This window comes from Paeniglutamicibacter gangotriensis Lz1y, from assembly GCF_000348945.1.
Taxonomy (GTDB): Bacteria; Actinomycetota; Actinomycetes; order Actinomycetales; family Micrococcaceae; genus Paeniglutamicibacter; species Paeniglutamicibacter gangotriensis.
Genome location: NZ_AOCK01000003.1, coordinates 469,299 through 481,348 on the forward strand (window position 1 = coordinate 469,299; position 12,050 = coordinate 481,348).

At 62.8% G+C, this 12,050-nt stretch carries 8 protein-coding genes; 3 read left to right on the forward strand and 5 right to left on the reverse strand.

Annotation, left to right across the window (positions count from 1 at the left end):
* The first annotated feature begins 573 nt into the window (after positions 1–573).
* Positions 574–2,106: a deoxyguanosinetriphosphate triphosphohydrolase family protein gene (locus tag ADIAG_RS07315; protein ID WP_007270702.1), complete on the forward strand. Its 1,533-nt coding sequence runs from the start codon at positions 574–576 to the stop codon at positions 2,104–2,106.
* Between the two features lie 676 nt (positions 2,107–2,782).
* Here the strand turns inward: ADIAG_RS07315 and ADIAG_RS07320 are convergent.
* Positions 2,783–5,005: an NADP-dependent isocitrate dehydrogenase gene (locus ADIAG_RS07320; protein WP_007270703.1), complete on the reverse strand. Its 2,223-nt coding sequence runs from the start codon at positions 5,003–5,005 to the stop codon at positions 2,783–2,785.
* A gap of 221 nt (positions 5,006–5,226) precedes the next feature.
* Positions 5,227–5,811, reverse strand: a complete 585-nt coding sequence (locus ADIAG_RS20055) for a TetR/AcrR family transcriptional regulator (protein ID WP_007270704.1) — start codon at positions 5,809–5,811, stop codon at positions 5,227–5,229.
* 156 nt (positions 5,812–5,967) lie between these two features.
* Between ADIAG_RS20055 and ADIAG_RS07330 the strand changes: the two genes are divergently transcribed.
* Positions 5,968–7,425 carry an MDR family MFS transporter gene (locus tag ADIAG_RS07330; protein ID WP_007270705.1) on the forward strand — a complete coding sequence of 486 codons (1,458 nt, stop codon included), beginning with the start codon at positions 5,968–5,970 and terminating at the stop codon, positions 7,423–7,425.
* Between the two features lie 129 nt (positions 7,426–7,554).
* On the opposite strand, the gene purH is transcribed toward ADIAG_RS07330, so the two are convergent.
* From purH to ADIAG_RS20060, 3 genes are all read right to left on the reverse strand, one after another.
* Positions 7,555–9,222, reverse strand: a complete 1,668-nt coding sequence (gene purH, locus ADIAG_RS07335) for a bifunctional phosphoribosylaminoimidazolecarboxamide formyltransferase/IMP cyclohydrolase (RefSeq protein ID WP_007270706.1) — start codon at positions 9,220–9,222, stop codon at positions 7,555–7,557.
* A gap of 87 nt (positions 9,223–9,309) precedes the next feature.
* Positions 9,310–9,579, reverse strand: a complete 270-nt coding sequence (locus tag ADIAG_RS07340; protein WP_007270707.1) for a COG4315 family predicted lipoprotein — start codon at positions 9,577–9,579, stop codon at positions 9,310–9,312.
* 57 nt (positions 9,580–9,636) lie between these two features.
* Complete coding sequence (locus ADIAG_RS20060) at positions 9,637–10,377, reverse strand: DUF4303 domain-containing protein (RefSeq protein ID WP_007270708.1); 741 nt, start codon at positions 10,375–10,377, stop codon at positions 9,637–9,639.
* Between the two features lie 252 nt (positions 10,378–10,629).
* On the opposite strand from ADIAG_RS20060, the gene ADIAG_RS07350 reads away from it, so the two are divergent.
* Entirely contained in the window at positions 10,630–11,979 is a 1,350-nt protein-coding gene (locus ADIAG_RS07350; protein WP_007270709.1) for an MFS transporter, read from the forward strand.
* Positions 11,980–12,050 lie beyond the last annotated feature (71 nt).

Sequence of the window (12,050 nt, forward strand, 5' to 3'; positions counted from 1 at the left end):
GAGGTTCGGAAGTGGGGGTGCTAAAACAGTAACGGGGGGCTCCACGGCAAATGGCTGCCCTGGCGTGAAGACCGCCCACGCAGCATCCCCGTTCACTACCCGCAGGTTCGGCACAAGATCCAATGCTAGGTGGTGGCGCGGGCTCACACCGTTGACCGCCGCTGCAGACACCCGGTCGGGAAGGTTGGCCATGGACAGGACCCTTTGCCCACTGCAATCCAGGATGGTCTTCAGCGATTCCCTCGCCTGGTCAAATCCGTCAACGCGTACGCCGGCGCCCGCATATGTGGACGCGCCCCAATGAGCATCGTTGATAGGTGCTTCGCGTACGTCGAGCTACCTGGCCTCCCGCGAGGATGGTTCAGGCCCCTCCCCGCCGAAGGGCCACGATCACCAACCAGCTGAAGTCGCTGGGTCGCAAGTGGGCGACGCAGACGGCCGCACCGCGATGTGGGCCGTTGTTTTCCTTCCCGCGCCGCAGCTGCCATCGATCCGGTTGGTCCGCATCATTCTTCGAGCACGCCGTGGTTCTCCGCACTGGGCACCCTGCCGCCCGTTAGGCTGGTGCCCATCATGGACTACAGGAACACTACCCACCTCAGCGGCGGACGGGAACGGGCCATCGGCGAGGATTCGCGGCCCGGCGAAGACGAATTTCGCGTCGATATCGAGCGCATCCGCTTCTCCCCCTATTTCTCCCGGCTTTCGGCGGTGACCCAGGTGATTCCGCAGGCCGGCGCCGGTACCGTGGTGCACAACCGGCTCACCCACTCGTTGAAGGTCTCCGCCGTGGCACGCTCCATCGCCATCGGGCTGCGCAACGCCGACGAATCAACGCAAAAGCTCGTGGCGGAGCTCGGGGGCTGCGATCCGGTGGTGGTGCAGGCCGCCGCGGCGGCCCACGATCTGGGCCACCCGCCCTTCGGGCACCTTGGCGAACAGGAACTGGACCGGGCGGCCCGCCAAATACTTGGGTTACCCGACGGGTTCGAGGGCAACGCGCAGTCCTTCCGCATCCTCACGGCGCTGGACAGTTGCGATGCAAGCGCCCGCGGGCTGAATTTGACCAGGGCCGTACGTGCGGCGGTGTTGAAGTACCCCTGGACCCGCAATGAATGGTGCTCGCTGCCTTCCCGTCCCCCGGAGCTGTTGCCGCGCGGGGTGGGCGTCGGCGGCGGCAGTGCAGCGGCGAAATACTCTGCCTACGACATCGAGTCCTCCGAGATGCGCGACGCGCTCTCTGTCTTCCCGCAAATCGCCGACCACCAGCAGACTCTGGAATGCTCGGTCATGGACATCGCCGACGACATCGCATACGCGGTGCACGACCTTGATGATTTCTACCGTGCCGGGGTGCTGCAGTATTCCTTGGTGTCCGCCGAGCTGCGGAGCTGGCTCGATTCCGGGTCCGGGTTTTCAAGGCTGGATGCGTGTGATCTTGATCCGCGAATCCCAGGCCACGGGCTGGAGCGCACCTGGCGTAAGGTAGCTGCCAAGGACCCGTGGATCGCCAATGCGGAGGCCTTCCGTTGCTCCGTGGAGCGCGTGGGCCACGATCTGGTCGAAGGCCTGCTTGCCTTGCCCTACGACGGCGGGCTTGATGCCGACCGTGCGGTCACCGCCTTCACCCGGCGCTGGATCAACAGGCTTCAGGCCTCCATCGCGGTGGAAAAGGACCCAGTGGTCCGCAGCGGGCACGTACGCCTGGCCGACGAGGCCTGGCACGACGTCGCGGTGCTCAAATTCGTGCACGAGCGCTTTGTGCTCGAGCGCTCGGATTTAGCGTTGTACCAGCGCGGGCAGACCCGCATCATCAAGTCTCTGGCCGAGGGGTTCGCCGCCTGGCTCGATGACCCTCAGGATGCAGACCGGGCCCCACGCCGGCTGCTGGACTCCGTCGAGGCGGCAACCGGAGAATACCGACGGCTGCATGCCGAATCACCCCGGCTGTTCGACGAAGCCTCGCGCGGTGAGATCGAGCGGCTGGGCCGGTCCCGTGCCATTGTCGACTACATTGCCTCGTTCACCGACGCGCAGGCGGCATCCGTCAATGCGCTACTCACCGGCACCTCAGAGGGCATCTGGGAAGGTGGCCGCGGGTTGTAGGGACCCCGAGCTGCAAACCTGCCGACTTACTGCTTCCATGCTCTCCTCGAGGCAACCCCTCCGGCGATGGCGCGGGCGGCTTCCCCTGCTTCGAGGGCGGCCGTGTCGACGATGTGGGAGAGAGAACGCAGCCAGGACAGATTTTGCAGCTAGCTTTCCAGACGATCCGGGCACCACATGTTTGCCGCGGTTTCGACCGTTTCGGTGTCGATCCGCCGGATCGTATCGCCGCCCAGACATCCAATGGAACCCAGTAGTACGCGATGCCGCGGCTGGACGGGCCATCCAGGATCTCTGCGAGGTCGTCCCGGCGCATCACGATCATCGGTGTCACCAGTACTTCGCCGCAGTGTTGAGCATTTGGTCGGCGGACTGCGGGACCAGTGCCCGTCAGACGGGGAAGTCCTGGAAATCCGGCACCGATTCGCTGATGTAGTGACGCAGCCTGAACTCGACGATCTTCGGATCGAAGGTGCACGCGTCAGGTGCTGGTCCCCAGTTCGTTCGCCGTGGTGGTTTTTCCGGAGCCGAATGCCCCGTTGGACCAAATGATACCGGCCATGGCATGCGTACCTCGTGAATTATCCAAGCCAGCGGCCCGAGGACGCCGACGGCGGGCTGCTACTTCCCGGTGAGGGAAACGGCAACCCGCCGTCAGGCGTTGAGGGAGGAAGGACTACTTGGTGAGCAGTTCCAGCGCGGTGTTCAGCGTCTTGGACGGGCGCATGGTCTCAGCGACCTTGGCCTCAACCGGACGGTAGTAGCCACCCAGGTCAACCGGGGAGCCCTGCACCGCGGCGAGTTCGGCCACGATGGCTTCCTCGTTGCTGCCCAGTGCCTCGGAGACGGCCTTGAATGCCGCTGCCAGCTCGGCATCCTTGGTCTGTGCTGCCAGCTCTTCGGCCCAGAACTTGGCCAGGTAGAAGTGGCTGCCACGGTTGTCCAACTCGCCGACCTTGCGCTTGGGCGACTTGTTTTCCAGCAGGAAGGTGCCGGTTGCCGCGTCCAAGGTGTCCGCAAGGATCTGCGCGCGCTTGTTGTCTGAGCTGTTGGCCAGGTGCTCGAAGGAGACGGCCAGGGCCAGGAACTCGCCCAGGGAATCCCAGCGCAGGTGGTTTTCGCTCACCAGCTGCGAGACGTGCTTCGGGGCGGAGCCACCGGCACCGGTCTCGAACAGTCCGCCACCGGCGATCAGCGGCACGATGGAGAGCATCTTGGCGCTGGTGCCCAATTCAAGGATCGGGAACAGGTCGGTGAGGTAATCGCGCAGCACGTTTCCGGACACCGAAATGGTGTCCTCGCCGCGGCGCAGACGCTCGATGGTGAACTTGGTGGCCTCGATCGGCGAGAGGATCTTGATGGTCAGACCCTCGGTGTCGTGGTCCGCCAGGTACTCGTTGACCTTGCCGATGAGCACGGTGTCGTGCGAACGGGATTCATCCAGCCAGAACACGGCAGGAGTTGCCGAGGCGCGGGCGCGGTTGACGGCCAGCTTGACCCAGTCGCGCACCGGCACGTCCTTGGTCTGGCAGGCACGCCAGATGTCGCCCTCGAAGACCTGGTGTTCGATGAGCACGCCACCGGCGGCGTCCAGGATTTGGACGTGGCCGGCAGCCTTGATCTCGAAGGTCTTGTCGTGGGAGCCGTACTCCTCGGCCGCCTGGGCCATCAACCCGACGTTCGGGACGGTGCCCATGGTGGTCGGGTCGAAGGCGCCGTTGGCGCGGCAATCCTCGATGACAACCTGGAAAACACCGGCGTAGGAGGAGTCAGGCAGCACGGCCAGGGTGTCATGCTCCTGGTCGTCGGCGCCCCACATGTGGCCCGAGGTGCGGATCATGGCCGGCATCGAAGCATCGACGATGACATCCGAGGGGACGTGCAGGTTGGTGATGCCCTTGGAGGAATCGACCATGGCCAGTGCCGGGCCGTCCTCGTAGCCCTTGGCGATCAGTGCTTCGACGCCTGCACGCACATCGTCGGAGAGCTCGTCGAGCCCGCCGAGGATTGCCGCCAGGCCGTTGTTCGCGCTCAGGCCTGCTGCTTCAAGCTGCTCGCCGTAGGTCTCGAAGAGCTCGGAGAAGTAGGCCTTGACGACGTGGCCGAAGATGATCGGGTCGGAGACCTTCATCATGGTGGCCTTCAGGTGTGCGGAGAAGAGCACGTCATCGGCCTTCGCGCGGGCCAGTGCGTCCTTCAGGAATGCTGCCAGCGAGGCGGCGTGCATGACGGTGCCGTCGATGATCTCGTCCTTCAGGACGGGCAGGGCCTTCTTCAGGACCTTGACCTCGCCGTCCTCGCCGACAAAACGGATCGAGAGGGTCTGGTCGAAGTCGATGACCACTGACTTCTCATTGGCGCGGAAGTCGTCTTCGGCCATGGTGGCGACGTTGGTCTTGGAATCCGCGGTCCAGGCACCCATGGAGTGCGGGTACTTGCGGGCGTAGTTCTTCACGCTCAACGGGGCGCGGCGATCCGAGTTGCCCTCGCGCAGCACCGGGTTCACTGCCGAACCCTTGACCTTGTCGAAGCGGGCGCGGATGTCGGTTTCTTCGTCCGAGGACGGGTTGTCCGGGTAGTCCGGAAGCGCGTAGCCGGCGGCCTGCAGTTCTGCAATGGCGGCCTTGAGCTGCGGGATGGAAGCCGAGATGTTCGGCAGCTTGATGATGTTTGCGTCCGGGCTCTTGGCCAGTGCGCCGAGTTCTGCCAAGGCGTCGGGAAGCTGCTGCTCGGCGGTGAGGTAATCACCAAAGAGGGAAATGATGCGGCCGGCCAGCGAAATGTCGCGGGTCTCGATCTCTACACCCGCCGTCGAGGCATAGGCTTCGACAATCGGCAGGAACGAGTGGGTTGCCAGCATCGGAGCTTCGTCGGTGTGGGTATAAATAATCTTGGCCATAGGTGAGGCGTCTCCCTGAACGGTCTTATCGGATAGATGTGCTCCGAATGGATCTCAACATCCCCAACTTACCCGATTTGCCGCGCGTAAACACTTTTTGTGGCGAGGCTCCCGTTGCCTCTCCGCACCGTTTGGCACCGGAATACCGGGGGAATCAGCACCCGACCGTCAGTTCCTCGTTAAGTTAACCCTTCATAACTGAACTGTCAGGGCATCGCACTTCAGTCGGCTCGAAACAGCTGTCCCAATTCACGAACCGTCGTCTCGAAAATTTCCACCGGGTCGGAATCCAGACCCTCGAATTCGGCTCGCGCAAAGCTCTGCCAGGCAACCCGCCAAGCGGCAACGACCATTTCGGCCACCAAGAGCGCTTGGATTGGCTCAAGTTGTCCCCTACCGACCAGCGCGACACTGAGCGCATCAACAAGTTTCCGTTCTTGCCGCACCACCACCCGCGTCATCGCGGGGTCCTGCACCATGAGGCGGGAGATCCGGCGAAAGTCGCTTTGCTCGACCTCCTGCGCAAAAAGATCCCGGCACACGCCCAACAGGTCCCCCAAGATTCCGGAAGAAGATGAATGGGCGCTTTCACTGCCAACAAGCGTATCGATCATGCTTTGCTGGGCCGGCATGAGCACGTGCTCTTTCGATGCGTAGTAGCGAAAGACGGTGCGCTCAGAAATCCCGACGCGATCTGCAATATCTCCGACCGTCGTGGCATCAAGGCCCCGTTCCTCAACCAAGCCCAGCGCGGCATCTTGGATCTCGCGCAGCATCCGCGCGCGGCGCTCTTCACGGATTCCCATCACACAGCTCATTTCTTGATCTGACGGCGCTCCGGATGGAACCGGAAGCCGGGAAAAGTATATCTTCTGTCACACTCTGACAGCTTTAGCTTACCAAACCTGTCATACCGTGACATGATTTGGTTTGCTCAAATCTTACAGAAGAAGGTATTACCGATGGCCCAGACCGCAGCAGAGACGATTCCACCGCCGAACCGGTCGCCGCAGGCCCCTGTCAGCTTGCCGACGAAGCAACTGGTCGGCATCCTCGGGGCTCTGGCACTGGCGGCCTTCCTGATGATCCTGAACGAAACCGTGCTTAGCGTCGCGCTGCCGGCAATCATGGCTGACCTGAATGTCTCCGCGGCCGCCGGGCAGTGGCTGACCACCGGGTTCCTGCTGACCATGTCTGTGGTCATCCCCACCACGGGCTTCCTGCTGCAGCGCTTCAGCACCCGCAGCCTGTTCATCTTCGCGCTTTCCAGCTTCATCATCGGCACGGCCATCGCGATCTTCGCACCGACCTTCGCCGTCCTGCTGGTGGCTCGCATCATCCAGGCGGTGGGCACCGCCATCGTGCTGCCGCTGCTGATGACCACCACCTTGCAACTGGTTCCCGTACACAAGCGCGGAGCCGTTATGGGACTGAACTCGATCGTGATCTCCGTAGGGCCGGCCGTCGGCCCGACGGTTTCCGGCGCGATCGTCAACGCCTTCACCTGGCACTACATCTTCATTCTCATGGCCCCGCTGGCCGTGATCATCCTGGTGCTGGGCATCATCTTCATCAAGCTCCCTTCCAAGGCCCGCAAGCTTCCTGTCGATGTGCTCTCCGTGGTGCTCTCGGCCTTCGCTTTTGGCCTGCTGGTCTACGGCATCTCCAGCCTCGAGCATGCCGCCGAGAACCCGGTGCTGGCTATCGCTTGCTTCGTCGTCGGCCTGGTGTCCCTGGCCCTGTTCATCAAACGCCAGATCCGTCTGACGCGCGATGGCAAGGAACTGCTGAACCTGACCCCGTTCAAGTCACGCACCTTCACCTTCTCGGTGCTGCTGATCATGATCGCCTTCGGCACCCTGCTGGGTACCATCGTGATGCTGCCGATCATCCTCGAATCCGGCGCAGGCATCAGCACGCTCGCCATCGGCATGATGCTACTGCCCGGCGGTATAGCCCAGGCGATTGCCGCACCCATCTTCGGACGCTTCTACGACCGCTTCGGTCCCCGTCCCGTGGTGATTCCTGGCGCCGCCATGCTGGCTCTTGGCCAATGGCTCTACGTCATGGTGGATTCGGACACCGCCTTGTGGGTGTTCATGATCAACCACATCGTCTTCTCCATCGGCCTGGCCCTGTTGATGACCGGCCTGATGACATCGGCACTGGCCACGGTCGAACCGCGCCTGTACGGCCATGGTTCGGCGATCTTCAACACCGGCCAACAGCTCGGCGGCGCCATCGGCACGACCGTGTTCGTGACCATCATGTCGCTGCTCTCCGCATCGAAGCTTGAGGCCGGATCCAATCTGGCCCACGCGCTGTTCTCCGGTGCCCACGTGGCCTTCATCGTCGGCGCGATCTGCACCACCATCGGTTTGGGGATAGCGTTCTTCGTCAAGGTGGACAAGCAGCGCTAACCACTACAGCACCAACGAAGCTTCGAAGCCCGGACGGATCTCCGTCCGGGCTTTTGGCGTTAACGCACCAGGCTGCCGCCGGCGCTCCCCCGGTGAGGGAGGCGCCAGCGGCAGCCTGATCACTTGTTTCTAGTGGAAGAAGTGGCGTGCACCGGTGAAGTACATGGTGATACCTGCCGCGTTGGCGGCGGCTACAACTTCTTCATCGCGGACCGAACCGCCGGGCTGCACCACGGCACGCACACCGGCGTCCAGCAGGATCTGCAGACCGTCTGCGAACGGGAAGAACGCATCCGAAGCTGCCACTGCGCCTCGGGCACGCTGCGCCGAAACACCTTCGGTGCCTGAGGCACCGCCGGCAGCGTCAACCGTGGACTCCACGGTGACGCCCAGGGTGTTGGCGCGCTCAACGGCAAGCTTGCAGGAATCCACGCGGTTGACCTGGCCCATGCCGATGCCCACTGCGGCGCCGTTGTTGGCCAGCAGGATGGCGTTGGACTTCGCGGCACGCACCGCGGTCCAGGCGAATGCCAAGTCGGCGAGGGTCGCCTCGTCTGCGGCTTCGCCCGCGGCAAGGGTCCAGTTCGCCGGGTTATCGCCCTCGGCGTCGACCTTGTCGCTCATCTGTACCAGCACGCCGCCGGAGACCTGACGGATCTCGCTCGGGTAGCGGCCGTAGCCCTCGGGCAGGGAGAGCAGACGGATGTTCTTCTTCTTGGAAAGGATCTCCACGGCTTCGGGTTCGAAGTCCGGGGCGATGACAACCTCGGTGAAGATGTCCTTGACGGTGTTGGCCATGCCCACGGTCACGGTGCGGTTCGCGGCAATGACGCCGCCGAAGGCCGAGAGCGGATCGGTGGCGTGAGCCTTGGCATGCGCGTCGGCGATCGGATCCGCGGCATCGGCGGAAGCCACTGCGACGCCACACGGGTTGGCGTGCTTGATCACTGCCACGGCGGGGGCAGCAAAGTCGAAGGCAGCGCGCAACGCGGCGTCGGCGTCAACGTAGTTGTTGTAGCTCATGGCCTTGCCGTGCAGCTGGTCGGCCTGGGCGATACCTGCCGGGGCCGCCTTATCTACGTACAGGGCAGCCTGCTGGTGCGGATTTTCGCCGTAACGCAAGACCTCGGAGCGTTCCAGAGCCAAGCCGGTGTAGGCCGGCCAGTCGATGATTCCGTCGCCGTCCTCGTCCAGGAACTGCGCCGCGGTCCATGAGGCCACCGCGGTGTCGTAGGCAGCGGTGTGTGCGAAGGCCTTGGCTGCCAAGCGCTGGCGGGACTTCAGATCGAAGCCTCCGGCAGTTGCCGCGGCAATGACCTCGGCGTAGGACGAAGGATCCACGACGATGGAAACCGCGGCGTGGTTTTTGGCCGCCGAGCGGACCATGGCCGGACCGCCGATGTCGATCTGCTCAACCACCGCATCATTCACGGCGCCGGAGCGCACGGTATCGACGAAGGGGTAAAGGTTCACCACAACCAGATCGAAGGCCTCGATCTGGTTGTCATCAAGCGTCTTCATGTGGGCCGGGACCCGACGGTCGGCCAAGATGCCGCCGTGCACGCGGGGATGCAGGGTCTTAACGCGACCGTCCAGCATTTCCGGGGAACCGGTGACTTCTTCGACCTCGGTGACAGGGATCCCGGCGGCGGCAATGCGCTTGGCGGTGGAACCGGTGGAGACCAGTGCGACGCCGGCGGCGTGCAGGCCGGCAGCCAGTTCCTCCAATCCGCTTTTGTCATATACGGAAATCAGGGCCCGGCGAATCGGGACGCGATCAAGGACAATCTGGCTCACAAAAGTCTCCCAGGGTGCGGTTTGAGGGGGGTGCAGTGCCCATCTTAGCCCGCACTCCTCCGGGGGCCTTCCTGTGTGGCGCGGGGGTTACTTGATCATCTCCCCTGCCGGCGTCACCACGTACCAGACGTCGTTGACTCCCTGGCCCGTGACATCACCGGGCTTGGCATCCTGGGCAAAGTAGTACAGCGGCATACCGTTCAGCGTCAGTTGCTTGGTGCCGTCGGGGCTGTCGATGGTCCCCGCTTCCCCGGTAACTCCCTCCCGCACGGGGGTGTCTGCGGCGGGCACCGCACGCGTCAGCGAGGCTGTGCCCACGGAGCTGGGAAACATCTCGGCGATACAGCTGCGCGGCACGGATTCCAAGATACTGGCCGAGCTCAGTCTTCCTTCAGACCCCGGCAGCGTATCGAGCTAGTGCGCCAGCTCCGGAAAATGTTTGGTCAGCTGTGCTTCGGTCAGGCACCTGCGCAGGAGCTCGTCCCCGTGGTCGTCATCCGAGAGGTAAACCACCACGTCGGCGTTGCGTCCGGCGGCAAGGGCCTTGCGCAAGGACTCAGTAACTCGGATCAGCATTTCGTAGTAGAGCCGATTGGTCTTGTCCCAGCCATGGTTTTTGGCGACGCTGGTCAGCGCCTGGCTCCACAATTCGGTGGCGGACTCGTCAAACAGCTCGATCGGGCTCCATTGCCAGTCATTCGGGTTCCACTTCGATGAGAAGTAACCCTGTTCGGCGTCGGAGGTCAGTGCATCGAGTTCCTTGAGAACATCGTCGATGTCTTCGTCGTCTTCGTCCTCTTCGGCGGTTTCGTCATCATCGTCCTCGGAATTGGTGCTGTCCTCGTCCAGATAGTGATCGCGATCCGATCCGTCGTCGTCGGCGTCGGCACGTTCCTCGAAGCGTTCATCCTCGTCGACTTCCTCGAAGTCCTCCGCGTCTTTTTCCTCGTCTTCACCAGCGAGGGCGCGGGTCAGGGCTTCTTCAGAGTTCAGGGCGAGCACCGGCAAATCGATGTGGTCGGTTTCGTCGGCGCTCACGCCGTCCAGAGCGACGGCATAGAACACTTCGTCCGGGTGACGGTCAATTATTTCTTCCGCCTGGCGAAGAGCCGACACCCGTATCGCCTCTTCGAGAGCGGTCCAATCTACTCCCATAACCCGAGCCTACCCCGGCTTGCCTCGCACCGGAACAGCCCCGCGATACGGGCCAACTCCGGCTACCCTATCGCCGAATGCGCCAACACGAGGACACGAAATGTCAAGGTCTTATCCGTGTTTTTTCGTTTCACCGCGTAGCGTTATCGTTGGCGGCCACGGAGGCCTCACCTCCGTGGCAATATCCACGACCAAGCTGCCGTGGTCGACTCCATCCCGCGCCGATGCGCACCTGCCCGAAGGCACTGCCAGATGAACAATTTCCTGAAGCTCCCGACCGGGGAGTCAGTTGTCCAGAACCTCCCATGGAAATGGGGTGTGCAAGGGCGAATCTTCATCATCGGCGGTCTGGGCTTCATGTTTGATGCTTGGGACGTCACGCTCAATGGCGCGTTGATTCCGCTGGTTTCAGCAGAATGGGGCCTGGACCGAACCACTGCCGCGCTTTTGGGCACTGGCAATCTGGTGGGAATGGCCCTTGGTGCTTTCCTCTGGGGAACCATTGCCGACAAGATCGGACGCAAAAAGGCTTTTACCTGGACCCTGCTGATCTTTTCGATCTTCACCGTTGCAGGCGCCTTGGCCCCCAGTTTTGCCTGGTTTGTTGCCTGCCGGTTCATTGCCGGGGTGGGTCTGGGTGGCTGCATTCCGGTGGACTATGCATTGGTCGGCGAGTTTACGCCTGCCAAACAGCGCGGGCGGGTTCTCACTGCGATGGACGGCTGGTGGCCTGTGGGCGCGGCCTTGTCGTTCTTCATCTCCGGCTGGGTCCAAGCAACCACCGGCAATTGGCGGCTAATTCTGGTGGTCATGGTGTTGCCGGCGCTGCTGGTGTTCTGGGTCCGCCGTAGTGTTCCGGAGTCTCCGCTCTTTCTGGTCCGCAGCGGACAACGCGCGGAAGCTGCGAAGGTCATAGATGATCTGGTGAAGCGCACAGGTGCCACCGCCGAGCCTTATACGCTTCCGGAAGCCGAAGCTGCTCCGCGATTGTCTGCAGGGTCATGGTTTGCACAGCTGGTGAGTATCTGGCGTTTCAGCCCGAAGATCACGTTGGTGTCTTGGTCGTTGTTCCTGACCATTTTGCTGGTCTACTACCTCGCTTTGACCTGGATGCCATCCATCCTTGCTGATGCAGGCATGGTGCAGTCCACCGCGCTGTTCATGACTTCGGTGATGGCGCTGATGGGTCTGATCGGCGTGGCCATTGCCGCCCTGTTGGTGGAGCGGGTTGGCCGCAAGTGGCTACTTGGCATCACCGGCCCGCTGTCGGCACTCATCCTCGTCATGGTGGCGGTGACCGTCAATGCCCCGACGCTGGCCCTGATCTGGCTGCTGGTCTTCGGCGTGGTGGTGCAGATAGCCGTTCCGGTGCTCTACACCTACGTCTCCGAGCTTTACCCCACAGAACTTCGCGGTTCAGGATTCGGTTGGGCGTCCTCATTCAGCCGTCTGGGCGCCGGTTTCGGTCCCTTGCTTTTCGCGGTGATGTGGCCGGTGGTCGGGTTGGGCAACCTGTTCCTGGTGGCGGGGGCCTTAGTGCTGGTCGCCGTCATCATGATGGCGTTCCTTGCCCCGGAGACCAAAGGTCGGGCCCTCCAGTAAATCCCGTGCAACCCCAAGCACCGCAGTTCTATGTGCAATGAAAATGGGCATGTTGGATCAGCTGGTGATGG